General features: G+C 70.8%; 20 protein-coding genes and 2 pseudogenes. 7 read left to right on the forward strand and 15 right to left on the reverse strand.

Annotated elements, in window-relative coordinates; translation table 11 throughout:
- Positions 1 to 38 precede the first annotated feature (38 nt).
- The 6 genes from AB0A61_RS25490 to AB0A61_RS25515 form a co-directional block, all read right to left on the reverse strand.
- Positions 39 to 704 carry a response regulator transcription factor gene (locus tag AB0A61_RS25490; protein ID WP_361296482.1) on the reverse strand — a complete coding sequence of 222 codons (666 nt, stop codon included), beginning with the start codon at positions 702 to 704 and terminating at the stop codon, positions 39 to 41.
- A 3-nt stretch (positions 705 to 707) separates the two neighbouring features.
- Positions 708 to 1,925: a histidine kinase gene (locus AB0A61_RS25495; protein ID WP_361296485.1), complete on the reverse strand. Its 1,218-nt coding sequence runs from the start codon at positions 1,923 to 1,925 to the stop codon at positions 708 to 710.
- Positions 1,926 to 1,980: 55 nt separating this feature from the next.
- Entirely contained in the window at positions 1,981 to 2,796 is an 816-nt protein-coding gene (locus AB0A61_RS25500) for an ABC transporter permease subunit (protein ID WP_361296488.1), read from the reverse strand.
- Positions 2,793 to 3,737: an ATP-binding cassette domain-containing protein gene (locus tag AB0A61_RS25505; RefSeq protein ID WP_361296491.1), complete on the reverse strand. Its 945-nt coding sequence runs from the start codon at positions 3,735 to 3,737 to the stop codon at positions 2,793 to 2,795. The genes AB0A61_RS25500 and AB0A61_RS25505 overlap by 4 nt, the downstream gene beginning before the upstream one ends.
- A gap of 559 nt (positions 3,738 to 4,296) precedes the next feature.
- The gene (gene katG, locus AB0A61_RS25510; RefSeq protein ID WP_361296494.1) at positions 4,297 to 6,519 is read right to left on the reverse strand and encodes a catalase/peroxidase HPI; all 2,223 of its coding nucleotides are present in this window, start codon (positions 6,517 to 6,519) and stop codon (positions 4,297 to 4,299) included.
- 37 nt (positions 6,520 to 6,556) lie between these two features.
- The gene (locus AB0A61_RS25515) at positions 6,557 to 6,994 is read right to left on the reverse strand and encodes a Fur family transcriptional regulator (RefSeq protein WP_361296497.1); all 438 of its coding nucleotides are present in this window, start codon (positions 6,992 to 6,994) and stop codon (positions 6,557 to 6,559) included.
- A gap of 129 nt (positions 6,995 to 7,123) precedes the next feature.
- Here AB0A61_RS25515 and AB0A61_RS25520 point away from each other — a divergent pair.
- Positions 7,124 to 7,365: pseudogene (locus AB0A61_RS25520) on the forward strand (ParA family protein); the annotation flags it as partial.
- A gap of 143 nt (positions 7,366 to 7,508) precedes the next feature.
- Here the strand turns inward: AB0A61_RS25520 and AB0A61_RS25525 are convergent.
- The gene (locus AB0A61_RS25525) at positions 7,509 to 8,150 is read right to left on the reverse strand and encodes a class I SAM-dependent methyltransferase (RefSeq protein WP_361296500.1); all 642 of its coding nucleotides are present in this window, start codon (positions 8,148 to 8,150) and stop codon (positions 7,509 to 7,511) included.
- A gap of 123 nt (positions 8,151 to 8,273) precedes the next feature.
- Here AB0A61_RS25525 and AB0A61_RS25530 point away from each other — a divergent pair, with 123 nt between their 5' ends.
- Together AB0A61_RS25530 and AB0A61_RS25535 are read left to right on the forward strand one after the other, a co-directional pair.
- On the forward strand, positions 8,274 to 8,726 hold the full coding sequence (locus AB0A61_RS25530; RefSeq protein ID WP_361296503.1) for an NAD(P)H-dependent oxidoreductase: 453 nt from the start codon (positions 8,274 to 8,276) through the stop codon (positions 8,724 to 8,726).
- Positions 8,727 to 8,872: 146 nt separating this feature from the next.
- Positions 8,873 to 10,606 carry an alpha/beta fold hydrolase gene (locus AB0A61_RS25535; RefSeq protein WP_361296506.1) on the forward strand — a complete coding sequence of 578 codons (1,734 nt, stop codon included), beginning with the start codon at positions 8,873 to 8,875 and terminating at the stop codon, positions 10,604 to 10,606.
- A gap of 104 nt (positions 10,607 to 10,710) precedes the next feature.
- On the opposite strand, the gene AB0A61_RS25540 is transcribed toward AB0A61_RS25535, so the two are convergent.
- The gene (locus AB0A61_RS25540) at positions 10,711 to 11,973 is read right to left on the reverse strand and encodes a beta-ketoacyl-[acyl-carrier-protein] synthase family protein (RefSeq protein WP_361296509.1); all 1,263 of its coding nucleotides are present in this window, start codon (positions 11,971 to 11,973) and stop codon (positions 10,711 to 10,713) included.
- A 687-nt stretch (positions 11,974 to 12,660) separates the two neighbouring features.
- On the opposite strand from AB0A61_RS25540, the gene AB0A61_RS25545 reads away from it, so the two are divergent.
- Positions 12,661 to 13,134, forward strand: coding sequence for a helix-turn-helix domain-containing protein (locus AB0A61_RS25545; protein ID WP_361296512.1), 474 nt, complete (start codon positions 12,661 to 12,663; stop codon positions 13,132 to 13,134).
- Between the two features lie 116 nt (positions 13,135 to 13,250).
- On the opposite strand, the gene AB0A61_RS25550 is transcribed toward AB0A61_RS25545, so the two are convergent.
- From AB0A61_RS25550 to AB0A61_RS25580, 7 genes are all read right to left on the reverse strand, one after another.
- Positions 13,251 to 14,003 carry a response regulator transcription factor gene (locus AB0A61_RS25550; RefSeq protein ID WP_361296515.1) on the reverse strand — a complete coding sequence of 251 codons (753 nt, stop codon included), beginning with the start codon at positions 14,001 to 14,003 and terminating at the stop codon, positions 13,251 to 13,253.
- Between the two features lie 58 nt (positions 14,004 to 14,061).
- On the reverse strand, positions 14,062 to 15,489 hold the full coding sequence (locus AB0A61_RS25555) for an MFS transporter (RefSeq protein WP_361296518.1): 1,428 nt from the start codon (positions 15,487 to 15,489) through the stop codon (positions 14,062 to 14,064).
- A gap of 218 nt (positions 15,490 to 15,707) precedes the next feature.
- A complete protein-coding gene (locus AB0A61_RS25560) occupies positions 15,708 to 16,649 on the reverse strand; it encodes a ThiF family adenylyltransferase (protein ID WP_361296521.1) in 942 nt (313 codons plus the stop codon).
- Entirely contained in the window at positions 16,646 to 17,647 is a 1,002-nt protein-coding gene (locus AB0A61_RS25565; protein ID WP_361296524.1) for a hypothetical protein, read from the reverse strand. The genes AB0A61_RS25560 and AB0A61_RS25565 overlap by 4 nt, the downstream gene beginning before the upstream one ends.
- Positions 17,644 to 18,969 (reverse strand): acyl-CoA dehydrogenase family protein, encoded by a 1,326-nt coding sequence (locus AB0A61_RS25570; protein ID WP_361296527.1) that lies wholly within the window; start codon positions 18,967 to 18,969, stop codon positions 17,644 to 17,646. The genes AB0A61_RS25565 and AB0A61_RS25570 overlap by 4 nt, the downstream gene beginning before the upstream one ends.
- Positions 18,970 to 19,025: 56 nt before the next feature.
- A complete protein-coding gene (locus AB0A61_RS25575; protein WP_361296530.1) occupies positions 19,026 to 19,418 on the reverse strand; it encodes an SCP2 sterol-binding domain-containing protein in 393 nt (130 codons plus the stop codon).
- 340 nt (positions 19,419 to 19,758) lie between these two features.
- Positions 19,759 to 20,751, reverse strand: a complete 993-nt coding sequence (locus AB0A61_RS25580; RefSeq protein WP_361296533.1) for a phospholipase D-like domain-containing protein — start codon at positions 20,749 to 20,751, stop codon at positions 19,759 to 19,761.
- A gap of 786 nt (positions 20,752 to 21,537) precedes the next feature.
- Between AB0A61_RS25580 and AB0A61_RS25585 the strand changes: the two genes are divergently transcribed.
- The 3 genes and pseudogenes from AB0A61_RS25585 to AB0A61_RS25595 all read left to right on the forward strand — a co-directional run.
- Positions 21,538 to 22,386: a CAP domain-containing protein gene (locus tag AB0A61_RS25585; protein ID WP_361296536.1), complete on the forward strand. Its 849-nt coding sequence runs from the start codon at positions 21,538 to 21,540 to the stop codon at positions 22,384 to 22,386.
- A gap of 204 nt (positions 22,387 to 22,590) precedes the next feature.
- On the forward strand, positions 22,591 to 24,219 hold the full coding sequence (locus AB0A61_RS25590) for a hypothetical protein (protein ID WP_361296539.1): 1,629 nt from the start codon (positions 22,591 to 22,593) through the stop codon (positions 24,217 to 24,219).
- Between the two features lie 346 nt (positions 24,220 to 24,565).
- A pseudogene (locus tag AB0A61_RS25595) lies at positions 24,566 to 24,782 on the forward strand (DUF3152 domain-containing protein); the annotation flags it as partial.
- Positions 24,783 to 25,117 lie beyond the last annotated feature (335 nt).

Here is a 25,117-nt window from a genome sequence, read left to right on the forward strand (position 1 = left end):
CTCCCCGCAGCGTCCGGAAACCGCGCGGTCCGGCGGTCTCAGCCGGGCCGGACGAGCCGGGTCTCGTACGCGAAGACCACGGCCTGCACGCGGTCCCGCAGTTCCAGCTTGACCAGGATGCGGCTCAGGTGCGTCTTGACGGTCGCCTCGGCCAGCTGCAGGGTCTCGGCGATCTCCGCGTTGGACAGCCCGCGGCCCACCTGCGTCAGCACCTCCCGCTCGCGGGCGGTGATCCGGGCCAGTCGCTCGTCCTCGCGGGTACTCGCCGACTGGCCGGGGAGGCGGTGGGCGAAGTTCTCCAGCAGCAGCCGGGTGATGCGCGGCGCCACCACCGCGTCGCCGGCAGCCACGCAGCGGATCGCCGCCAGCAGTTCCTGGGGCAGCGCGTTCTTGAGCAGGAATCCCGATGCTCCCGCGCGCAGGCCGGCGAAGGCGTACTCGTCGAGGTCGAAGGTGGTCAGGATCAGCACCTTCGCCTCGGGGCACTGCGCCACGATGCGTTCCGTCGCCTCGATGCCGTCCACGCCGGGCATCCGGACGTCCATCAGGACCACGTCGGGACGCAGTTCGCGGGTCAGACGCACGGCCTGCTCGCCGTCACCGGCCTCGCCGATGGCCTCCATGTCGGACTGCGCCTCCAGCACCATGGAGAACGCCATGCGGAGCAAGGGCTCGTCGTCGACGAGAAGAACTCTGATCGTCATGCCTCACGCTTCGTTTCCGGACAGGGCCAGCACCGCACGCACATGCCAGCCGCCGTCGGGCCGTGGCCCCGCCTCGAATTCGCCACCGTACGCCGCGGCCCGCTCCCGCATGCCGTGCAGTCCCTGTCCGCCGGAGGCGACGGGGACCTTCACCGCGGGGCCGTCGTCGGTGACGTGCACCGTGATCCGCTGCGGATCGCAGCGCACCCGGACATCGGCCCGGGTGCCCGGCGGGGTGTGCTTGAGGGTGTTGGTGAGCGCCTCCTGAACCAGGCGGTACACCGTCAGCTGCGCCGGGACGGGCACGCCCGCCGGGTCACCCGCGATCCGCAGCCGGGTGGGCAGCCCGGCCGCGCGGACCTGGTCGGCCAGCGGCTCCAGTTGTGCGATGCCCGGCATCGGGTGACGCAGCGCGTCGGGTTCGTCGGCGCGCAGCACGCCGAGGAAGCGCCGCATGTCGGTGATCGCCTGACGTCCCGTCGTGGACACCTGCCGCATCGCCGCGGTGGCCCGGTCCGGAGAGCGCTCCTGCGCGAAGACGGCGCCATCGGCGAGTGCCACCATCACCGACAGGTTGTGCGTGACGATGTCGTGCATCTCGCGGGCGATGCGGGAGCGTTCGCCGGCCACCGCGAGCTGCGCCTGCTGGTCCCGCTCGCGTTCGAGCCGGACGGCCCGCTCCTCCAGGAACGCCATGTGGGCGCGTCGGCTGCGCATGTTCATCCCGATCACCGCCGCGGCCACGGCCATCGCGGAGAGGGCGACGAACGACTCGGCGCCCCGGCCCTCGGGAGCCCACCGCGCCGACGCGAGCACGATCCCGCCCTCCAGCACTCCGATGGCGAGCCAGGTGCGCCGGCGTGGGGCGTACGCGGCCACCGTGTACAGCGCGATCAGCAGCGAGACGTCCGCGGGTATGCGCACATCGGCGCACCACTGGACGAGGGCGACCGCCGACATCGCCAGGAACGCCGTGAGCGGCGCCCGGCGCCGCCACACGAGCGGAAGCGCCAGCAACCCGGTGAACAGCAGGACCGGCCACATGAGCTCGCGCAGGCGGCGGTGCTCCACCCCGGTCTGCGCCAGGAAGACCGCCGCCGCGAACAGGGCGTCCACGGCCGGCGGCGACAGGCGTGTGCGCAGCCGCAGCCGGGCGCGCCCCGCGAGGGCGCGCCACGACTGGGCCCGCTGCTGCAGGGCCTGGGGTGGCGCGTACGTCATGGACGCGCCAGTCGGCCGTCCGTCACGGCGACGGTGCCCTGCCCGGCAGCCGCCATCAGGCGTCCCGCCGCTTCAGTGCCGCCGCCGCCCCGGCCAGCGCCACCAGGGCGTACAGGCAGAACACCGCGAATCCGGACCATGGCGCCAGCGTATGCGGCTCCTGCTGGATGTGGACCAGGCCCTGCCCCGCCGTGCTCGGCAGGTACTTGTTGACCGCGTCGAACCACGACGACGGCAGCGCCTCGGCGAGCACCGGAAGCACCAGCAGCACACCGAACAGGGTGGCGATGCCGCCCGCGGTGTTGCGGATCAGCGCCCCGAGTGCCACCCCGATCAGGCCCACGCCCGTCAGGTACAGTCCGGCGCCGAGCACCGCGCGCAGCACGCCCGGGGCGGAGAGCGAGGTCCCCAGGTGGTGGCCCGACAGCGCGGCCTGTCCGACCAGGAAGGCGACCAGCGAGGCGATCGTCATCAGCACCCACGCCACGGCGGCGTACACGAGGGCCTTGGCCCAGAGCACGGGCAGGCGGCGCGGCACCGCGGACAGCGAGGCACGGATCATTCCGGTGGCGTACTCACCGCTGATGACCAGGACGCCGAGGACGCCGACGGCCAGCTGGGCCAGGTAGAAGCCGCGCAGGCTGACCAGCGTCGGATCGAAGTGCAGGCGCTCGTCCGGGGGCAGGTGGGACCAGCGGTCGGCGGTGAAGTAGCTGAACAGGAAGCCCAGGCCGATCATCGCGACGACCGCTGCGAGCAGGGTGAAGAGGGTCGACCGCAGCGACCGCAGCTTGATCCACTCGGAGTGGATCACCCGCAGTTGCGTGACCTCGCCCCGTTCCGCCTCCGGAATCACCGTTGCCGTCGTCATGCCGCACGCCCTTCCCCACCCGCGCCGACGAGCTGCGCCGCCGGTGCCTGGTACTCCACGGCGTCCCGGGTCAGCTCCATGAACGCCTCCTCCAGCGACGCCTGCTGCGGCGTCAGTTCGGCCAGCGCGATGCCGTGGTCGGCCGCGATCCGGCCGATGCGCTCACTGGTCAGCCCCGTCACCAGCAGCACACCCTCCTCCTGTGCACTGACGGTCACGTCCGGACCGGCCAGCAGGCCGCGCAGCCCGTCCGCTTCGTCGGTGCGCACCCGCACCAGGTCGCCGGCGGCCTGTGCGGTGAATTCCGCCACCGACGTGTCGGCGATCAGCCGCCCCCGTCCGATGACGATGAGGTGCTCGGCGGTCAGCGCCATCTCGGACATGAGGTGCGAGGACACCAGGACGGTACGCCCCTCGGCGGCCAGTCCCTTGAGCAGGTTGCGGATCCAGAGGATGCCCTCGGGGTCGAGGCCGTTGACCGGCTCGTCGAGGATCACGGTCGCCGGGTCGCCCAGCAGGGCGCTGGCGATTCCGAGACGCTGTCCCATGCCCAGCGAGAAGCCGCCTACCCGCTTCTTCGCCACGGCGCGCAGACCGACGAGGTCGATCACCTCGTTCACCCGGCGGGCGGAGATCCCGTGGGTGGCGGCGAGCGCCAGCAGATGGTTGTAGGCGCTGCGCCCGGTGTGGATGGCGCGCGCCTCCAGCATCGCGCCCACCTCGTGCAGGGGTGCCCGGTGCTGGGCGTAGCCCTTGCCGTTGACCACCGCCCGGCCCGAGGTGGGCGCGTCGAGGCCGATGAGCATCCGCATGGTGGTGGACTTGCCGGCCCCGTTCGGCCCGAGGAACCCGGTCACGGTGCCGGGACGCACGGTGAAGCTGAGATCCTGCACAGCCGTGCGCTCGCCGTAACGTTTGGTGAGGGAATGGGCCTCGATCATGAAGTGTCCTCGCGGGAAGGGGAACGTGGGTCCGGCCGGAGTCGTGCCTGGCCGGACGCGCTCCACGCTAGAACTGGATCTCGCCCGGATCGACAACCCACGGGCCGAAGCTCCGCGCGCCCTTCTGCATCCGCGGGCTGAACGACGTACATCCGTTGATGTATGCGCCGGGGTCCGCGCCCGGGCCGGGCCGACGTGCCCGCCCGGTTCGCCCCGGGTCTCGGCGATGGCCGGCGGGGCGTGCCTCACGGGCACCACCTCGCAGCCGTCGCTGTCCGCGATGGTCGCCGCGACCGCCTCGGAGGCGTCCGGCCCTTGGCGGTGGACCATGGGACTACGGCGGGTGCCCGGCGGGCGGACGGCCGGATGCCGCATCGGCGCGGAAACGGGCCGCCGAGCACGGCCCGGGTGCCGGAACGGCGGCTCACCGCGCGCCTGCGCGCGACCGCCTTGGGGTAGAGCCTGTCCCGGGTCGGCGGCCCCGTGCGCGCCGCACCCGGAGGAAGGGCGTCCGGGCCGGCCGGTGTGCGGGCCGGCCCGGACGGGGTGATCAGAGCGGTCAGACGAGGTCGAACCGGTCCAGGTTCATCACCTTGACCCATGCCGCGACGAAGTCGTTCACGAACTTCTTGGCCGCGTCGTCGCTCGCGTACACCTCGGCGACCGCGCGCAGCTCGGAGTTCGACCCGAAGACCAGGTCGGCACGGGTGCCGGTCCACTTGACCTCGCCGGTGGCGTCGTCGCGGCCCTCGAAGGTGTGCTGGTCCTCCGAGGTCGCCGACCACGTCGTGCCCAGGTCGAGCAGGTTGACGAAGAAGTCGTTCGTCAGCCTGCCCGGGGTCTCGGTGAGGACCCCGAGCGACGTCCGCCGGTAGTTGGCGCCCAGGACGCGCAGGCCACCGACCAGGACGGTCAGCTCGGGGGCGCTCAGGCCCAGCAGGTTCGCCCTGTCGAGCAGCAGGAACTCGGCCGGCAGGCGGTTGCCCTTGCCGAGGTAGTTGCGGAAGCCGTCGGCGGTGGGCTCCAGCGCGGCGAAGGACTCCGCGTCGGTGTGCTCCTCCGTGGCGTCCACACGGCCCGGTGCGAACGGCACCTCGATGTCGTGACCGGCGTCCTTGGCCGCCTTCTCCACGGCGGCGGCGCCACCGAGGACGATCAGGTCGGCCAGGGAGACCTTCCTGGCGCCGGAGTTGAACTCCGCCTGAATGCCCTCGAGGACACGCAGCACCTGCGCCAGCTCGTCGGGCTCGTTGACCTCCCAGCCGGCCTGCGGCTGCAGGCGGATGCGGGCGCCGTTGGCACCGCCGCGCTTGTCGCTGGTGCGGAACGTCGAGGCCGACGCCCACGCGGTGGACACCAGCTGCGCGACGGTCAGACCCGAGTCGAGCAGCTTGGCCTTGAGGGCCGCGATGTCGGCGGCGTCGATGACCTCGCCCTCGGCCTCCGGCAGCGGGTCCTGCCACACCAGGGTCTCCTCCGGGACCTCCGGGCCGAGGTACAGCGACTTCGGGCCCATGTCGCGGTGGGTCAGCTTGTACCAGGCACGGGCGAAGGCGTCCGCGAATTCGTCGGGGTTCTCGTAGAAGCGCCGCGAGATCGGCTCGTAGACCGGGTCGAACCGGAGCGAGAGGTCCGTCGTCAGCATCCTCGGAGGGTGGCTCTTCGACGAGTCGTGGGCGTCCGGAATGGTGCCCGCGCCGGCACCGTCCTTCGCCACCCACTGGTGGGCTCCGGCCGGGCTCGTCGTCAGCTCGTACTCGTACTCGAACAGGTTCTTGAAGAAGCCGTTGCTCCACTGGGTCGGCGTGCTGGTCCAGGTGACCTCGAGGCCACTGGTGATCGCGTCGCCGCCCTTGCCGGTGCCGTACGTGCTCCGCCAGCCGAGGCCCTGCGCCTCGATCGGGGCGGCCTCGGGGTCCGGGCCGACGTGGTCCGCCGGACCCGCGCCGTGGGTCTTGCCGAAGGTGTGGCCGCCCGCGATCAGGGCGACGGTCTCCTCGTCGTTCATCGCCATGCGGCGGAACGTCTCACGGATGTCGCGGGCCGCGGCGATCGGGTCCGGGTTGCCGTTCGGGCCCTCCGGGTTGACGTAGATGAGGCCCATCTGGACCGCGCCGAGCGGGTTCTCCAGCTCGCGGTCGCCGGTGTAGCGCTGGTCGTCGAGCCAGGTGGTCTCGGGACCCCAGTAGACGTCCTCCTCCGGCTCCCAGACGTCCGCACGGCCGCCGCCGAAGCCGAAGGGCTTGAAGCCCATCGACTCCAGGGCGACGTTGCCTGCGAGGATCAGGAGGTCGGCCCACGACAGGTTCCGGCCGTACTTCTTCTTGACCGGCCACAGCAGGCGGCGGGCCTTGTCGAGGTTGCCGTTGTCCGGCCAGCTGTTGAGCGGGGCGAAGCGCTGCTGACCGGCACCGGCGCCGCCGCGGCCGTCGCTGATGCGGTAGGTGCCCGCGCTGTGCCAGGCCATGCGGATCATGAACGGGCCGTAGTGACCGAAGTCGGCCGGCCACCAGTCCTTCGAGTCGGTGAGCACCTCGGCGATGTCCCGCTTCACGGCCGGGAGGTCGAGGCTCTTGAACGCCTCGGCGTAGTCGAAGTCCTCACCGAGCGGGTTGGCCACGGCGGGGTTCTTGGCGAGGATCTTCAGATTGAGCCGCTCCGGCCACCACTGGCGGTTCCCGCCACCCTGAGTCGGGTGCAGGGCGCGCCCGTGCGCCACCGGGCAGCCACCTCCCTCCTCGCTCTTCGCGTCGGTGACGATTGCCTCATGGTTCTCGGTCATGCGAATCCTTCCAAACTGGCTGGGTGGATCACGGTGCTCAGGAACTGCGGGCGGTGGAACAGGCGGGGCACAGGCCCCAGTAGATGACCTCGGCCTCGTCGACGGAGAAGCCGCGGTCGTCGGAGGCGGTCAGGCAGGGCGCCTCGCCGGCCGAACAGTCCACGTCGGCGACGGCGCCGCACGACCGGCACACGAGGTGGTGATGGTTGTCCCCCACGCGTCCCTCGAACCGGGCCGGGCTGCCGGCCGGTTCGATGCGGCGTATGAGCCCCGCCTCGGTGAGCGCGTGGAGGGCGTCGTAGACGGCTGGAAGGGAGATGTGGCCTACACGATCGCGGACGCCGGCGGCGATCGCCTCGGCGTCGAGATGGTCACCACCCCGGACGGTCTCGAGCAGCGCGACACGGGCGGCCGTCACCCGCAGACCGGCACCGCGCAGTTCCTGGGCTGTGGTCGGAGACTGCGATGCGGTCATGGGTCCAAGCTACCCTCACAAACACGAACGGTGTAGGAAAACGAACCATTAAAGTTTGGCGCCGCCGCCCCGCCGCTCGTCTTCACGGCCTCCGGCAAGGGAGGCACGGGCCGCTCCGTCACCAGCGCCATCACCAGCGCCAACCCCGCCCACCACCGGGCGCTCGCCGGTGACGACGTCTGCCACCTCGACTTCGATTCGGCTTGCCCACCGCGGCGGCCGTCTTCGACGTCCCCGACGCACGCCGGACCACCGAGGACCGGACCCTGAACTCGTATCTGATGGTCGAGGACCGCGAGCCGGTTCGCACCGACGTCTGGTCAGACACCGAGCACCGCGTGCTGCGCAACCGGCCGCCCGGCTCCGGCCGTTGCCGCGACCGACACCCCGTCGCCGGCGAAGATCACGCAGCTCGACTTCCCCGACTTCGACCTGAACCTCCCCGACCAGTACCCGGGGGCGGCCGCGGATGCCCTGAGCCGCCCCGGTGGGCCGGCGCGGGACCCGGACCGGTTCAGTCGCCGGTACGTCGGCAGTGGACGAACAAGTGCGGTTCGGGCGTGGCTTGCGCGTGCGCCGGGGTGAACAGCGCCTCTTCCTGGGAGACCACCGTCAGACCGGCGCCGAGGGCCAGGTCGGCGAAGGCGGAGGCGGCGAAGCTGGTCACCCGGACGGGCTGACCCATGAAGACGCCCTCGGCCTCCTCCACGTCGACGGGGACCGTGGCGAGCGCCATGCTGCCCCCGGGTTTCACCGCGCGCGTCAACCGCCGCACCACGTCGGACTGCTCGCGGCGGGGCATCTGCAACAGCGTGAAGTACACGCACACCGCGTCGTAGGAGGCGTCCTCGAACGAGGCCTCGCGCACGTCGGCGCATCGGAACTCGGCGCCCGGCACCTGCCGCGTGGCGAGGTCGACCATGACCGGGGAGATGTCGAGGCCGACGACGTCGTGCCCGGCCGCGGTGAGCACGGCGGCGGTGGGCCGGCCCGTGCCGCTGCCCACGTCCAGCACCCGGCTGCCCGGCGCGAGCCGGCCGAGCAGCCACTTCAACGACCTCTGGTGCGCCTCGGAGTGGGCGAACGCCCGCTCGTACTCGGCTCCCAGGGCGTCGAACACCGCCGCCTGCCGGGCCCGGTCGTCCTGCTGGCTCACGGCACATCCCCCTTCGTCGGGCCTGCGGTGCGGGCATCGTCGCACCCGTGACCGGCCTTCACAACGGGCGACGGACCCGGCAGCGGTTTGCGGTCGGCGAAGGCGCCGGGGCAGGGTAGGGGCGTGCCCACCCTGCTGATCGTGCATCACACACCCTCACCGAACTGCCAGGCGCTCTTCGAGGCGGTGGTCTCGGGTGCGTCCGCGCCGGAGATCGAGGGAGTGCGCCTGGTGCGGCGGCCGGCGTTGTCCGCCACGGCGTCCGACGTCCTCGACGCCGACGGGTACGTGCTGGGCACTCCGGCGAACCTCGGCTACATGTCCGGCGCCCTGAAGCACTTCTTCGACCAGGTCTACTACCCCTGTCTGGACGCCACCCGCGGGCGGCCGTTCGGCTTCTACGTGCACGGCGGCAACGACGTCACGGGCGCGGTACGGGGCATCGGGACGATCACGACGGGCCTGGGCTGGCGGCCCGCGGCCGAGCCGGTCACGGTGACCGGCGAACCGGGCAGGGCCGACATCGAGGCGTGCTGGGAGCTGGGAGCCACCATCGCCGCGGGACTGATGAGCTGAGCCCTCACCCCGATCGTGTGGCGCCGGCGTGATTCGTCCTGATCATCCCTCGATGTGTCGGTACGGTGGAACTGCTCCGTGGACGGGGGCTTCGGTCCTGTCCCAAGGGCACTGACTCGACATTCCGGCCCGGGCAAGGAGACAGCATGCTCTCGGACTCGATCGTCTTCGGTGCTGGGGGCTTCATCGGCCGTTCTCTGGTCGCGGAACTGCTGCGCGGCGGCCACCAGGTGGCGGCCGCCGTCCGTGGCTCCGGTGACGGGCTGACGGCGTGGCTCGACGCGCAGGGGGTGGAGCGAGCGGGGCTGACCGTCGTCCGGGCCGACATCACCGTCCCGGGACTGGGTCTTCCCGAGCAGGGGCTGTCCGAGGTCCGGGACGTCTACAACACCGCCGCGCGCTTCGCCTTCGGTATCGGCAGGGAGCAGGCCAGGGCGGTGAACGTGACGGGCGCCGTGCACGTGGTCGAGTGGGCGGCGGGCCGGCCGGGGCTGCGCCGGGTGGTCCACATCAGCGGCTACCGCATGGCCGCCGCGGCAGGGGGGCCACCGGACTACGGCAGGCTCGGGGCGTACGAGGCCTCGAAGCAGGAGGCCGACGCGGCGGTGCGGAAACGCTCTCGCGAACTGGGTGTTGCGCTGACCATCGCCAATCCCAGTACCGTGATCGGGCCGGGCCAGTACGTCGGCCTGGCCTCGGTGGTCGGCGAACTGTGGCAGGGACGGCTGCGGGCGCTGCCCGGCGGGCCCGGCATCTTCCTCCCGGTGGTGACCCTCGACCACTTCGTCCGGTTCCTGGCCGCTCTCCCGGGGCACGGGGAGAGCGCGGGCCGGGCCTACTGGGTGCTGGACGACGCGACCCCGGATCTGCCGGAGATGATCGGCGTGTTCGCTCAGCACATGGGCGTCCGGGCGCCGCGTCGCTCGGTCCCGGTCGGTCTGCTGCGCAGGCTGCCCCGCGCGGTGACCCGCGCCGACCCGGAGACCCTGTCGTTCCTGTCGACCGACCGCTACGACACGGCTCCCGCCCGCGCCCTGGCGGAGTCCCATGGGTTGTCCATGCCGCCCGTGGAGCCGGCGCTGCGCCAGTGGGTGGACGACCTGGTCGCCACGCGCTTCGGCCGGTCCGGCCCGTGCCACCGGCCCTGCGGCTTCCACAGCGTGGCGGACAGCCGGACCTGGGTGATCGGAGAGCGCCGGGGCCCGGGCTACGTTCTGTTGCACGGACTCCCCCTGAACGCCGATTCGTGGGCACGCGCCGCAGACTTCCTGGATGCTCCTTACCTCACGGCCGACCTGCCCGGGTTCGGCAGGTCCGGCCCGGGCGAGCGGCCGCTCGACGACTGGCTCGCCGATCTGCTCGATCCTGTGGTGACGCGGCCCGTACTCGTCGCCCATTCGCTCGCGTGCGGTCCCGCGCTGCGGTACGCCACGGCCCGGCCGGACCGCCTTTCCGCGCTGGTCCTCGTCGCCCCGGCCTTCCTCCAGCCGCCGTCCTCCGCACTGGCGCGCTCGCGGCTCGCCGCACCGCTACTGCGCGCAACTCCCGTTTCCCGGCTGGCCCGTTCGCTCGGCCTGCCCGAAGACAGCGGCCTCGACGGTCTCGCGGTGGACCTGCGGCGCAAGGGGGCGGCACGGCGAGTGATCGCGGCCATGCGCACCGCGCACGAGCAGCGGGAGGAACTGCGCAGTGCGCTCCGCGCGCTGCGGCTGCCCGTGGAGCTCGTCGTCGGATCGGCGGATCCGGTCACCGAGACCGTGAACGCGCCGGTCACGGTGATCGAAGCCGCGGGACACTACCCCCAGATGACTCATCCGGCGGCCGTGGCGCGCCTTGTGACAGCCTGCCGGGAGCGGGCCGGCGTTCCCGGGCGGCGGTAGCACGGGGCCGGGGGTGAGCACCGCGGCAGCACGGGGGCGGGAGTGAGCGCCGTAGTGGCACGGGGCCGGGGGCGAGCGCCGGCCTGCCGGGGCGCACGCCCGGCTCAGCGGGTGAAGGCCAGGACCACGTTGTGTCCCCCGAATCCGAAGGACGTGGACAGGGCGGCCGCCGCGGACGTCCGCCGTGGTTCGCCGGTCACCAGGTCGAGTTCGACCCCGTCCGCCACCTTGTCGAGGTTGCGGACCGGCGGAATCAGGCCGTGTTCCATGGTGAGGGCGGTGAAGACGGCCTCCACGGCACCGGAGGCCCCGAGCAGGTGGCCGGTGGCGGACTTGCAAGCGGTGACGGCGGGATACGGGCCGACCGCCTCGCGCACCGCACGGGCTTCCGTGACGTCCCCCACGGGAGTGCCGGTGGCGTGGGCGTTGACGTGGGCGATGTCGGCTCCGGTGAGTCCGGCGTCCCGTAACGCCGCCCGGATGGCCCGGACCTGGCCCTCGACGGCGGGTAACGTCACGTCGTACGCGTCGGAGGTGACGCCGGCCCCCGCCAGCACCGCGTGGACGCGCGCTCCGCGCGCCCTGGCGAACCCGGCGCGTTCGAGTACCACCATCCCGGCGCCCTCGGACATGACGAAGCCGTCGCGCTCGTGATCGAAGGGCCTGGAGGCCAGGCCGGGGGCGTCGTTGCGCAGGGACAGGGCACCCATGCGGGCGAACGCACCCAGTGACAGGGGGTGCAGACAGGCGTCCGTGCCGCCGGCGACGACCACGTCGGCACGGCCGGACCGGATCAGCAGCGCGCCCACCGCGAGCGCCTCCGCGCCGGACGCGCAGGCACTGGTCGGGGCGTGTGTGCCGGCCCGCGCGCCCAGCAGCAGACTGACCGCGGCGGCACTGCCGTTGGGCATCAGCCTGGGCACCGTGAAGGGCGACAGGGCACGCTGGCCCCGCTCCTGAAGCCGGTGGTGCTGTTCCAGCATGGTGAGCGCGCCGCCGACCCCGGTGCCCACCACCACCGCGAGCCGTTCGGCCTCGACCTCGGGCTCGCGGGCGTCTGCCCACGCCTCCTGGGCTGCCACCACCGCGGCCGCCTGGCTGCGGTCCAGCCGCCGCTGCCGGACCCGGTCCAGCCGTGTGACGGGGTCCTGGCACATGGTGCCCCCGATGCGGACCGGGAGTTGCTCGGCCCAGGGAGCGTCCAGCCGGGACACGCCGGACCGGCCGGACAGCAGCGCCGCCCAGCTGGACGGAACATCGCCGCCGAGTGGAGTGGTCGCCCCGAGCCCCGTCACCACGACGTCGGCGCTCACGGCTGGGGGCCGGCCGTCGTCGGGCCGTGTCGCTTCAGCGGTCGCGGTCAGCATGACGGATTCCTTCCGCATGGTCCTGCTGTCTCGTGTGGTGGGGTGCCGGGGTGCGGCGCTCCGGGGCCTCCCGCGACGGCTTCCGGGCGATCCTGGCCGGCACCAGCGCGAGGATGGCGATCAGCAACTCCCCGGTGGTGAGAAGACGGCCGGGGCCTGGTGCGCAGAGGCATCCCGGTTCTTCGGCACATTCCTCCGCCTTTTCCAAGCTGTTTCCTTTCCGCCCTCAAAATGTGGACCCAGGCCGCTTCAATGGGACAAAGAAACTCTGGCCGGGTTGCAAATCGAAGTTCCGCGGAAACAATCTACTCCGCCGAGGCACCCACCGCTTCACCACTTTTCACCAACTACGGGTCCGACCGTCCGCCGGCCACTCGCCCCGAAGAACCATTACACAGATAAGCAGGCCATCGCCCGGCTGATTTTATGACGATAGCCCGTGGGCGGCTGCCGTATGCACTTGTTGCAGCGGCACTGACGTGCACTGCATAGTGAAAGCAGTAACGCCGCACGCGGCCATGCAGACCATCGCGGCCACGCACCACCGTTCGACGATCGCGCGACGGCATGTCGGCACGTTCGAGCGACCGGAACATAAATTCGCAGTCTTCGTCATGTTTGAAATAGGGGGAATTCATGCCGCAATGCAGCGACGGGGAGATTTCTTCGACCGGGGAGGACGTCCGTGTGGTGCGCTGGCCCGTCGAGACGGAGAGGCTGCAGCAGTTACGACGGCGGGGAGCCCTTCGCCTGGTTCTGGTCGAGAACGGCGCGAGTCCGCCGGTTCCGACCGACGCACGGGAGGACTGGGTGCGGGCGCCCGTCAGCAAGGCGGACTTCGCCGCCCGTGTCGCGGCCCTGAGGGCCAGGGCCGGCACCTACCGGATCCCTGTCCTGGACCAGGACGGGCTGCTCCGCTACGGCAGCCAGGTGGTGCCCGTGTCACCGACCGAGACGGACCTGCTGCAGCCCCTCGTGGAGCGGTTCGGGGGCCTTGTGGCCCGGCACGAGCTGATCGCGCTGCTCCGCGCGCGTCGCGGAAGGGCGAGCCAGAACGCCCTGGATCTGCACGTCATGAGAATCCGGCGCAAGGTGAGGTGCGTGGGGCTGCGCATCCGGACCGCCAGCGGTCGAGGATACCTCCTCGAAGCGAGCGGCTGATGCCCAACAGCGCCCGGTACGAGCCCTGTTGGGCATCAGCCGACCACAGGGCTCGCGCGGGGCGCGGCAGGCTCACTGGAGCACTGCTGGGGCACTCCCGCCACGCTTTGGGCAGCTCACGCCGACTCACCAGCCTTTGCGCCGCAGGCAAGGCAGTCCTCCGCCCCCTGGGGCGCGGGGTCGGGACCGGATGTCATCAGGCCCGTCCGGTAGGCATGGATGACCGCGTGCACACGATTACGCAGATTCAGTTTCTCCAGCAGCCGCTGCACATGGGACTTCACGGTGTTCTCGCTCAACACCAGTGCCACGGAGATCTCGGTATTGCTCAGACCGTGGGCGAGCAGCCGGAAAACGTCCTTCTCGCGAGGGGTCAGAGTGCTGAGTCCCGTGACGTTCGCCGCGTGGGCGTCGTGACGCGTCGTGGGCGGTGTGCCGGGGACCATGGTGTCGTCGCCCTCCGAGGAGACCGACTCGTCGAAGAAGATCCGGTACCCGGCGGCCACGACATGGACCGCCGACAGCAGCTGCCCCGGGGTGGAGCGGCTGAGGATGACCCCTTTGACTCCGGCCCGGAAGGCGCGGCGCGCCCGATTGTCCGCCTCACCGGCCATGAGCAGGACACCGGGTCGTCTGCCACCGGGGTGCGGGGCCAGCGCACCGACCAGTTCCACCGTGTTGAGGGTGTGCGGAAGTGCGCCGACGAGCAGCAGATGCGGTTGCAGTTCCCGCGTCCTGCTGAGCACGCTCGCGCCGTCGGACACCTCACCCACCACTTCGATGCCCCGGTCCTCGTCGAGGACGGCCCGGATCCCGGTGCGGGCGATGGCCCGGTCCTCCACGATCAGGACGCGGATCGGTTCGTTCATTGTTCTCCTTCCCCACGACGGAACAGGTTTCCTGCCGCGCCCGCGACAGGCCGCGCCGTCACGCCCGGCGGCTCATGGACGTCGGCACGGCCTGCCCCGGCTCCGCGCACCGGTCGGCGTGAGGCCGTCGAGGTGTCGCCAGGACCGCGAGGGCCCCGGCCGCGATCAGGGCGACACCGGTCCACACCGCGGGAATCAGACCGTCCGTGAACCGGTCCGCGGAGGTGAGGTCTCCGTGCGCGGAGAACACCGAGGCGAGCACCGCGATCCCCAGGACGCCGCCGAGTTCGCGCAGTGCGTTGATCGCCCCCGACGCCATGCCGCGGTCCCCGGCGTCGACCGCGCTCATCACCATGTTCGCGGTGGGGGAGAAATAGAAGGTCATTCCCAGGCCGCACAGGACCAGTGCGGGCACGAGCGCCGGATAGGCGACGTGGGGAGAGATGCGCGAGGCGATCCATCCGAGCCCGCAGGCCTGGAAGGTGAGTCCGAGCGCGACGATGGTCCGGCTGCCGACGCGGTCGGAGAGCAGCCCCACCAGGGGGGCGACGAAAATGGGTACCGCGGTCCACGGCAGGATGCGCAGGCCCGCCTCCAGCGGTGAGTAGCCCTGCGGCCCCTGGAAGAACTGCGTGAGCAGGAAGACCGAGCCGAACATGCCCGCGAACATCAGCAGTCCGGCCGCGTTCATCGCGCTGAAGGTCCGGTGGCGGAACAACTTCATCGGGAACATGGGCAGTTCGGTATGCAGCTCCCAGAGGACGAAGGCGGCCAGGACGACCGCGCCGCCGGACAGCGAGGTCAGCACCCGGACGCTGCTCCAGTGGTCCGCGTGGCCGTGGATGATGCCGAAGACGATCCCGAAGAGGCCGGCACTGGCCAGGATCGTCCCCACCAGGTCCAGCCGGGGCCGGGGCCCGTGGCTCTCGGCGAGCTTCCACCGGGCGAACGGCAACACCACCGCGCCGATCGGTACGTTGATCCAGAACACCCACTGCCAGCTGAGGTGTTCCACCACCGCTCCGCCCAGAAGGGGCCCCATCGCGATGGCGACGCCCTCCACTGCGCTCATCGCGCCCAGCAGGGCACCGCGCCGGTGCGCGGGCGCGGCCTCCGTGAGGATGGTCATGTTCAGCGGCATGAGCAGCGCGGCGCCCAGGCCCTGCACGGCGCGTGCGGCGATCAGTGCCCCGATGCCGGAGGCCAGCGCGGCCCCCGCCGAGGCGGCGACGAAGACGCCCATCCCGATACCGAACATCCGCCGTCTGCCGAACCTGTCCCCCAGGGCGGCGCCGGGCAGCATCAGCACCGAGTAGGTGAGGGTGTAGGCGTTGACGGTCCACTCCAGTTCCTGGATGCTCCCGCCGAGATCGCCACGGATGGCCGGCAGGGCCGTGATGACGACCAGATTGTCGAGTGAGACCATGGCCACGCCCATGCCGCAGCAGAGGAACGTCCACAGCACGTGCCGATTCGGAACACTCATGTGCACCTCCGTAAGGGGGATTCCGTAGGGGGATTCCGCTGCGGTGACCGGGGCAGGACCGTGGCGCGGACCGGACGGACCGGCAGGACCGGCAGGGCCGGGTCGCCCGGCCCTGCCGGTCCTGCCGTCGCTCGCCCGGGTCGCCGTCCACGGGCATGCCCGCGCGGCACCGGGCCCGGCCTCAGGGCCGGGAGGTGGGTAACTGTCCGGTCTGCCGCCTACCGGGGCGCCCGGTCCGCGCCGGGGTTGAGAAGCATCCGCAGCAGATCCGGCAGCAACGCCCCGAGTTCCACCGGCCGGCGCGCCCGTGTGCGCCACTGTTCGCCGCGCGGCCGGGTCTCCTGGTGCACGTCGAGACGGATGTGGTGGCGGACCGGCCGCCCGGCGAGCAGCCTGACCACCATGTGGGAGCTGATCACGCCGAACGCCATTGCCGTGTAGGCCACTTGGGGAAAGCTGTAGTCGGTCCTGGCGTGATTGGCCCGGATCTCGGCCAGCATGTCCGCCGGTACGTGCCGCAGCGGCACGGCGCGGCGCAGCAGTTCCCAGGTGTCCAGGCAGGCGACGTCCCGCATGCTGATGGCTCCTGCGAACGGTGAGCGGACGCGCCGGTAGTCGTAGCAGCGGACGTACTGGGTACCGGCCATGTCCCAGCCGGTGATCAGGGGCAGCCGCCGCTGGACGGCGTGGCGGTGCAGCAGGTGCTTGGCCTGCCAACCCTCGCGGGTCGTGACATCCACCCCGTCGATGATCACCTGACAGGAGGCCGTCAGCTTCGGCACGGTCTGCCCGGTGACCCCTTCGGTGAAGACCTCGACGGAGGCGTACGGGTTGATCGCCCGCACCCGGTGCGCGGCCACCGAGGCCTTGTTCCGTTCGATGTCGGCGACGGTCGCCGACTGCCGGTTGAGATTGTTCAGCTCGTACGCGCCGGGGTCGGCCAGGACGAAGCTCTCCACGCCCAGCCTCGTCAGCGGTTCCAGGGCCGCGCCCCCGATCGACCCGCAGCCGGCCACCAGGATGGTGGCCGCACGCAGGGCCTGCTGGTCCGCCTCGGCCACCACTCCCGCGTTACGCGTGATCAACTCCCCGTAGAACCGGGCCCGCTCCGCGGGTTCACCCGCGGTCGGTGACGTCGGCCGGCTGTCGTCGTTCGTCACCCGCGTGCCTCCCCGCGTGCCGGACCGGGACGTTCCCCCGGGCGCTTCTTCCGCCCGGCCAGGGTGGTGACCAGGGCGTGCTGCGAAACCAGGTCGCTGGTCCCGTCGAGATAGGAGCGCACCACGTCGCGGTACCAGGGCATGTCCGCGGGCACCGGGGCGACGAACGGCTTGGCCACCACGGTCTGCCGGTAGATCGGCGACATGGGATCCGATGCGGACAGGCGTGGGGACGTGCCCTCGACCACGTGCAACTCGAAGCCGGCCAGGCGCAGATGCCGCAGCGCCACGTGCTCCTTGGCGTCGCCGAGCACGATGCGCACGGCGTCCCCCAGAGCGATCATCGCCTCCCCCATGCCCAGCATCAGATGCCAGGGGACACGCGCGTACTGCTCGCCCTGTGGCATCGCCTGATCCCGCAGGAAGCGCTTGAACTCGAAGGCCTGGTGGGTTCCCAGGCCCGCCCGCGCGTAGCGTCCGAGCAGGTCGACGCCGTGCGCGGCTTCGGCCGGAAATGGGGTACGGCGTGGCGAGTCGAGCGGAAGACTTTCGGTGTCCGCGGAGCAGGCCAGCCCCACGTACCCCCGTATCTTCCCGGTACCCTGGCACAGGGTGACCGTGTGGATGTTCTCCACGGCTCGCGGTTGCGGCAGTGGTTCGTGGAACACGGCACCGCGGTGTACCGCGGCGGCGGCGATCCACTTCAGCCGAAGGTACTGGGCGAGACGGAAGCCCAGAATTCCCTTGAGGTACCGGGCTGGAAACTGGCTGTCGCGGCCGGTGACGGTGACCAGTGCGCTCGCCGGATCCTCGATCAGGGACAGCGGACGCCCGGTGAGCTCCGCGGGCAACCGCCGGTAGCTGAGCCGCTCGTGGAGCCTGATGATGTCCGCGGCGAACCGTACGGCGCCGAGGTCCACGGCGTCGGCGGCCCCCGGCTCCGACCTGTCGCGAACGGGGGCGTGGGCGCCGTCGGCGGTCGGCACGGCGGTGTTCACCACTCGTCCTCCTGTGCGTAGAGGCCGTCGGTGATGGCGAGTGCGAGCACTTCGGGGGTCCCCTCATAGATGCGGGTGCCCAGGGCGTCACGCATCGTCTTCTCCACGCCGTACGAGCGCAGATAGCCGCGTGCGCCGATCAGCGACAGGGCCGCGTCGGCGACCTCGATCGCCGTGCGGTCCGCGAACAGCTTGGCGACGGCCGGTTCGTAGGCGGGCGGGGGCAGTTCGTTGTCGACCTTGTCCGCCGCGCGCAGGTACAGCAGGCGGGCGGCATCGACCTTGGCGGCCATGCCGGCGAGCTTGGCCGCCGTGAACTGCTGGTGGCGCAGATGGCGTCCGCCCTGCACCCGTTCCCCGCACCAGGCCGTCGCCCGCTCCAGCGCGCTGCGCGCCACACCGGTGGAAATGCCGGCCACCGCGGCGCGAGCCATGTTGCTCTGCGCCATGTTGATGGCCATCCCCTCGCCCTCGCCTCCGATCATGTACTCGGCGGGCACCCGGACGTCGTGGAACTCCAGCTCACTGCCCAGACATGCGCGGTATCCCATCTTGTCGGCCACGGGCCCGCGCACCACGCCCGGCAGGTCGAGAGGGACGATGAAGGAGGTGAGGCCGGTCGCCCCGGGGCTGCCCTCCATGTTCGCGAACACGGAGGCGAACGCGGCGATCTTGGCATTGGTGATGAACCGCTTCCGGCCGGTGAGCACGTAGTGGTCGCCGGCCCTGCGCGCGGTCATCACGTTGCGCGCGTACTGCGCCTGGGACGGAATGATCAGGTCGCAGCCCGCGTCCTCCTCGGTGACCGCGTTGCAGGCGAGTACCGGTTCGTCGCCCGAGAACAGGGGCAGGAAGCGGGCCTGCAGACGGGGATCGCCGGAGAGCAGGACGGGCGCCTGGCCGAGCATGGTGGCGCCGAAAATCAGCGCGGTGCCGGGACAGACGGCGGCCACCTCCTCCAGTGCGGTGGCCACGCCCAGCATTCCGACACCCATGCCGCCGTAGTCCTTCGGGACCGCCGCACGGGTGAGGCCGATCTGGTGGCCCTGGCTGACGAGTTGCCAGTCGAAATCCTCCGCCGGCGCCTGGTCCATGGGCAGGACGCGGGGCTTGACCACGTCGTGGGCGAATTCCCTCGCGGCGTTCCTGAATTGCTGGACCTCGGGCGGGAGTACCTCGAAGTTCAGACCCGCCGCGGAGGCGGAATGGGACTCGCGCCCGGACGCGGCCTTTGTCTCGGACCTGGTCTCGGACTCTGTCTCGGGCTCGGGGTGGGAATTGGTGTGGGACGCGGACCCTGATTCGGAGGGAGCGGTTTTCACGTGCGACGACTCTCCTTGCGCGTTGGTTCCCTGGTCGGGGTGGATCCTGCGAGAGTTCAGGCGCCGACGCCGGAGGCGGCCGCGATGTGCGGGTACCGGTCGAAGGCGGGCCGCAGCATCGGAACCAGCTCCAGCACCTTGGCGACCTTTCCGCGGATCCTGAGCCGGCCCGTGGCGATGGCGACGGGCACCATGAGCCGCCCCATCCAGAGCTCATGGGCCGTGTCGCACGACATCTTGAGCGTGATCGCCGCCGACTGCGGGGCCTCCTCACCGATGACGACGCCTTGCGGGGACACGAAGATCTGGCAGTCGGGCCTCGTGTGGACGAGCCGGACCGTCAGTTCCTCCCGCCGGGCCCTTGCGACGAATTCCTCGTCCTCGAGCAGTACGGTGAAGAGACGGCCGAATACTTCGGCGGCGGTCTCACCGGATGAAAACGTGGCCATGTTCCCCCTCGATCGCCAGTGCCGCACAGAGCGGGGCACAATTCTTGCGCTCCCGTTTTCGGGTAACGAGCACCTGAGAGCGCCTTCGAGAGAACGATAATGACCATGATGTGCGACTTCCCCGACGGCAACATAAGGCCGAAGGGAAGCGAACAGGAACCGGAAAGAGATCGTCCGCAGTGTCTTGAAAACAACGGTGCGGCAAGGGGATTCACCCACGGTGTTCGTCTGGGGCAACTGTACTCAGCAATTGCCACACGGACGCCGGGGCGGCGGGACACCGATGCCCGCGGCAGGCGGCTGCCGCGGGCATCTGGAGGGGACCACCGGTGGTCCTGGATCACGCGGGAGTGCCGCCCGCGTAGTCGCTGTTGAAGGTGGTCTCGATGGTGGTGGCCACGGGCTCGGCCACCCCGGTGCCGGTGAGGATGAGGCCCAGTTCCCGGTTGTTGTTCAGCGAGTTGCTGCTGATGTTCATCGAACCCGCCTCCACCTCCTGGGTGGACAGGCCGTAGTCGGCGACCATCGCCTTGGCGTGGATGTAGAACCCGTTGGGGTCGGAGTAGCCGACGACCTTGCCGCCCGCCGCCTTGATCGCGGACACCTGGCTGGAGTAACTGGACGGGCTCTCCAGCACCACCCGCACTGCCACGCCCGCCCTCGCCCGCGCCACGACGGCGTTGACCACCGTGCTGTCGCTGAGCTCCAGCTCCTCCAGGTCGAGCTTGGCGGTGGCGCCGTTGATCAGGGACAGCAGGCGGGTGCGGGAATCGGTCGGGGACCAGAGCAGGTGGTCGCCGTCGGTCGGGGTGATCGAGGTGCCGGCGTAGTCGGCACCGAAGACCTTCTCGATCGAGGCGACGTCGCGGCTGTCGTCGTCGAAGACGCCGTAGTCACGACTGGTCGTGTAGTACTGGGAGGTGAGGTTGCCGGTCATGATCAGCGACTTGACGTCGTCCACCGTGATGGTCTTCTGGTGGGTGTAGACGAAGGCGGTCGGCGACCATACGACTCCCACACCCGCAGCCTTGAGGGCGTCGTACGCCGACCTGTTGGCCGTCTGGTGCTGGCGGTCCAGGATGACCCGCACGGTGACGCCCTTGTGCTTCAGGGCTATGAGGTCGTTGACGGCGGTGGTGTCCTCCAGCTCGTACATGGTCATGTCGAGCGAGGTGGTGGCCGAGTTGATGAAGTCGTAGAGGGCGGGCTGGCTGCCGCTCTGCGAGAAGGCGAACGCGGAGTAGTCGGCCGCGTTCGCCGGGACAGCGGTGGTGAGTACGGCGGCGCCGGCCGCAAGGGCGACACCTGCGCGGCCGAGGACCTTCCACAGCATGCGTGACTCCTAGTCGAGTTGACACCCGGGGAGAGGTTGCTGAGCGCGTGCATGACACCACGCGCGTAGAAGGCTGAGAAGGACGGTGCGGTGAACTTGCCGTGACCGGCAGGAAGTTCGGCGGGCCAGGACGACGAGGCGCTGGTCGCGGGCGGAGTGGACCTCCGCGCGGAATGGCAAAAGCTTCGTATGCGGCCCGCCCCGCGGCTCGCCCCCGGTCGGGCGGGCCCGGTTCGGAGGGGGTGCTCCGAAACAGGTGCGGAGGCACCCGCTCGCCGACGACCCGCCGTACCGGCGCGGCGGCATTTCCGCCTCACGGTCATGACCGCCGGCGCACCGTTTCATGAGGAAGTCCCTGCAGGGAGCAGAACCGGAAGGCATGATTCCGTGACATCAGTCACATGGACTCGAAGGACCAACCATGCCGGATAGTAGGTTTCCCCTTGGGGACATATGGGATTTGTCCGGCTTGGCGTAGGTGCATATCGAGGCGGCCTGGACGGTATTCCCCCCGCTCGGCATTTTGGTCCGTTTCTTCGGCTTCAAGGGCCATCTGACGGGGCGACAGAATTCGGCATGGGCGGCAGCCGCCGCACCAGCACGCCCGCACTCTCTTCGCAAGGGCCGCTCGAATCTACGAAGCAAGGTAGTACGCGGGCCCTTTGCACTCTCTGTGAAGTCTTCCCAAGAATGACGACCCGCAGGACGTCTCCGCAGGTCAGGAGCGGAGTCTGCGCCGAGTCAGCCGCCAAGGGCGCTCGGCGCGACTACCGAGTGAGGTCACGCATGGGAAAGCATCGTAAGAAGGCGCATTACCGGCGGACAGTCGTGGTGGCTGTCGCCATGGGCGCCGTGGGCGTTCCGTCCGTCGCCATGGCCTGTTCCGAATGGCCGACCGACGGAACACATCAGGTCACCGCTGTCCAGAAGATCACCGCCCCCAGTCCGTGGAACGACGCCGCCTGGAATCGCCGCTGGAACGGCGACTGGGACCGCCACTGGAACCGCCACAAGGCCGTCCGGCCCGCTTCCCCGGTCCCGACCGTTTCCGCGAGCACTCTGCAGCCCGCCGCGCCGAAGCCCAGCACCGCCGCGCCGTCGCACACTGCGAAGCCCGCACCCCCCAAGCCCGCGGTCACCGCTCCGCAGCCCAGGGTCACGCCTGCCAAGCCCAGGACCACGGTGTCCTCCGGCGCCCCGAAGGCCACCGCCTCCGCGACCCCCGCGGCACCGAGCACCCCGAAGGCCACCGCCACCGCGTCCGGGACCACCGCCCGCATCGTGCAGCTCGTCAACGCCGAGCGCGCCAGGGTCGGCTGCCCGGCCCTGACCCTGAACGCGGCGCTGACCAAATCCGCGCAGGCACACAGCGAGGACATGGCGGCCCACCAGAACATGTCGCACACCGGATCCGACGGCTCCTCCCCCGGCGACCGGATCACGCGCGCCGGCTACAGCTGGAGCACGTACGGCGAGAACGTCGCCTACGGCTACGCCACTCCCGAGCAGGTGATGGCGGCCTGGATGGCCAGCCCCGGCCACCGGGCCAACATCCTCAACTGCTCGTTCAAGGAGATCGGCGTGGGTCTGGCCCAGCCCAACAGTTTCTGGACCCAGGACTTCGGCGCCCGCTAGCGGGTCGCCACCTGCCTGCGCGGCGGGAGACCAGGTCAAGAGGAGGTCAAGAGGCTTTCGGAGTGGAATGTCCCGGGCCGGTGCGTGCGCCGGCCCGGGCCGGCGCGCTCCCACTCCCCCCGGGTGCCCGGCCCGCTCGTCCGTCCGGGGGTCAGGACAGAGGGAGCACCCATGTGGGGTCCGTTACGAAGACGGCTCGCGGTCTTGGGCCTGGGAACCGTGATGCTGGCGGCGCTCACCGGTCTGAGCGCCGCCGGTCCCGCGCAGGCGGCGGGTACACCGCCCTGTACTGCGCTCCCGTGTGATGGCGCCGACCCGTCGGCGGTGACCTCGTGGGCCTCCGCGCCGCGGGTGGTGAACCAGACCACCCTCCCCTCCGGCGCACAGGTCAAGCTGATGGCGGGCAAGCCCTCCTGGGACTCCGGCACCGAGTACGCCTGGGTGGAGGGCAAGTTCGGCAGCAGCCCCGGCAAGTTCTGGATGTCGTACCACTACAACGTGTTCGAGAGCGCCTTCGCCTACCGCGTCGCCGAGCACCCCCGGGCGTACCGGTCCACCGCCGGAACCACCGGCATGTTCGTGAAGGCGCCGCACAACGCGGGCGAGTTCGCTGCCGGTTGCCTCTCGGACGGGATCAAGACCGCCTGCGTGGGCGGGACTTCGGAGAAGGTGACCCGGGTCGACGACGTCTCGCCGTGCGATCCGGTGTGCAAGGTCGTCGACCCGGCCGCGCAGGACCTGTCGAAGTGGGCGTACGTCTCGCGTCCGGACTACCGCAAGGTGACCCTGCCGTCGGGCGCGTGGGTGCAGCAGGTGACGGCCCAGCCGCGGTGGGACCGGTCGCCGCAGTTCAACTGGGCCGAGGCCGGGAACCTTTCCGCGGGTGGCAAGGTCTGGCTGGAGCAGTGGCAGGGCGCCGGTCGCTGGGGTGACGTGTACACCCGCATCACCGACCCGAGGGCGACCCGGACCACCGACGGTTCCACCCTCGGCTTCGCGGTGAGCAACGTCCGTGCCTGTGTCACGGACGGCACGAACACCCGGTGCACGCAGGAGGGCGACACGACCGAGCCCACGCAGGCCCCGTGCGCCACCCTCCCGTGCAAGGGCGTCGACCCGGCGACGGTGACCGAGTGGATGCCGAACGGTGGGCCCCTGGTGATCGAGGACGCGAACATCTACCAGGGCGGCCGGTTGCAGATCTACCAGGGCCGTCCGGCCTGGGACCCGACGCACGTCTACTACTGGGGCAAGGCCGAACTCCCGCCGCGCGCGGGCGTCAGCGCCCAGCTGATGACCCACGAGGCCGAGGGCCCGGACAGCCGCCCGCAGCGCCCGGTACCCATCCCCGGCACCGCACTGACGGCGTCCGGCACCACGCCCATGGTCGGGTTCGACCCGCTCGCGCCGGGCGACACGCGGATCGCCGGTTTGGTGAACGACGCCAAGACGTGGGCGTTCGCGACCCAGCAGGGCGACAACACGTACCAGACGGACATCGAGGGCACCCCGGCTCCCTGCGCCGCCCAGCCCTGCACGGGCCTCACCCCGGCCTCGGTGACCGCCTGGCGGGTGGGCCCCGCCGTCTGGAAGACCGCGAAGCTGGCTTCCGGCGCCCAGGTCTCGCTGTACGGCGGCCTGCCGAAGTGGTCGGTGAGCGATTTCTACGCCTGGGCCGAGACGACCGGCGGCGCGACGGTCTGGCTGGAGGACAAGGCACCGGGCGGTGAGTACCGCAAGGTCGCCGACGGGCGGGTCCTGGCCGCGACCACGGGCGAGTCCGTCCGGGCGTGCATCACGGACGGCACCCAGACGGTGTGCACCACGCCGTAGACCGCGTCCCGGCGGCCGAAACCCACCCTTCGGCCGCCGGCTCGGGTGGCGTCCCCTGTCCTGCGACACCCCCAGTACCCCGGGCACTCTGCCTAGTACCCCAGGCACTCTGCGCCGGTCCCCGTGTAGCGCTCGCCCGCGCGACCTGATGCCGCTCCCACGCGGTAAGGCCCTCGGCGAAGGGCCGGCAGGGCCGTCCCGAGGACCGCGCCGTCGCCGCTGAAGCTCGGAGCCGGGCTCGGGGCGGCGGGCGCAGCCCTGTCCGCCCCCGTCCGGTGTTTCCGGAAACGTGCCCTCCCGCAGCAACGGGATCTCCACGGTGAAGACGGCACCGCCCTCCGGACAGTTGGCAACTCCGGTCTACGCCAAGGACGTCGGCTCCTACCGGGACTGATCATCAATCACGAGGTCGGGCACTTCCTCGGGCACGGCCACGAGGGGCCCCGGTGCGGGCAGCCCGACGCCGGTGATGATGCAGCAGATCCATCAAGGGGATGCACGGCTGCACGCCGAACGTCCGGCCGTTCACCGTGAACGGACAGGCCATCACCGGACCGCCCGTCCGCCGACACCCGGTCGGCCTCCCTCACGGCCCGTCAAAGACGTATGCCCGCAAAGGCGTGAGGCCGACAAAGGGCAACGAGTCCGGCACGGAGTTGGACAGACGTCTCAAACACTCACAACTGACCGCGCGGATGGTGATGACCGCGCACGAGCAATACCTTCTGCCGGGCGAACAGGCACCGACCACCGGTCCGTCATTGGAACCTGTACGGCCGCACAACGGGACCCCACCAACTGGCGAACGGGATCCGTCGCTGTGTCTCAGCGCTGCGGAGGTTCCCCTAAGTCAGTGATAACATCCCGGCGTCTGCGACCTTGGTCCACTCGGCTCAGG

Origin of the sequence: Streptomyces sp. NPDC046197, assembly GCF_040646295.1 — a bacterium.
GTDB lineage: Bacteria > Actinomycetota > Actinomycetes > Streptomycetales > Streptomycetaceae > Streptomyces.